General features: G+C 60.6%; 1 protein-coding gene. It reads left to right on the top strand.

Annotated elements, in window-relative coordinates; genetic code table 11:
• On the top strand, positions 1 to 508 hold a 508-nt coding region (locus tag FRC98_RS21145), incomplete at both ends, for an EAL domain-containing protein (protein WP_146983530.1).

Here is a 508-nt window from a genome sequence, read left to right as displayed (position 1 = left end):
AAAGCAGAACTGGCATCGGCCCTGGACCAGGCGTATCCGGATTTTCTGCTGTTGGACCTGTCGCTTGGCGATAGCGATGCTGTCGAGATTTTCCAGATGCTCAGCCAGCGCAGCTTTATCGGAAGAACCATCCTGATGAGTGGGCACGGCGCACCGGTTCTGGAGCACGCCCGGCGAATCGGCCAGCGCAGCGGCATCATGATCGGTGGAATCTTGCGAAAGCCTTTCCGTCAGCAGGATCTGCGCGATTTGCTTTCCAGCAAACCGGCACCGGCGCGCAGCGATGAAACCGAAGCAACTTCCAGCGGTGAGCCCGCTCTGTTGCAGGAGGCATTGCGCGGCCAGTGGCTGGAATTCTGGTACCAGCCCAAGATCGATCTTGAGACACTTGACGTGGTCGGAGCCGAAAGCCTGGCGCGCATTCGTCATCCGGAACGCGGCGTCCTTGCGCCGGCCGTCTTCCTGCCAGAGGCTGGAACGGATGCGTTGCATGCCTTGACCCTGCAGG

The organism is Lujinxingia vulgaris (genome assembly GCF_007997015.1).
Lineage (GTDB): Bacteria > Myxococcota_A > Bradymonadia > Bradymonadales > Bradymonadaceae > Lujinxingia > Lujinxingia vulgaris.
Note: the sequence above shows the minus strand (reverse complement) of the source record. Positions and strands in the feature narration are given on the sequence as shown.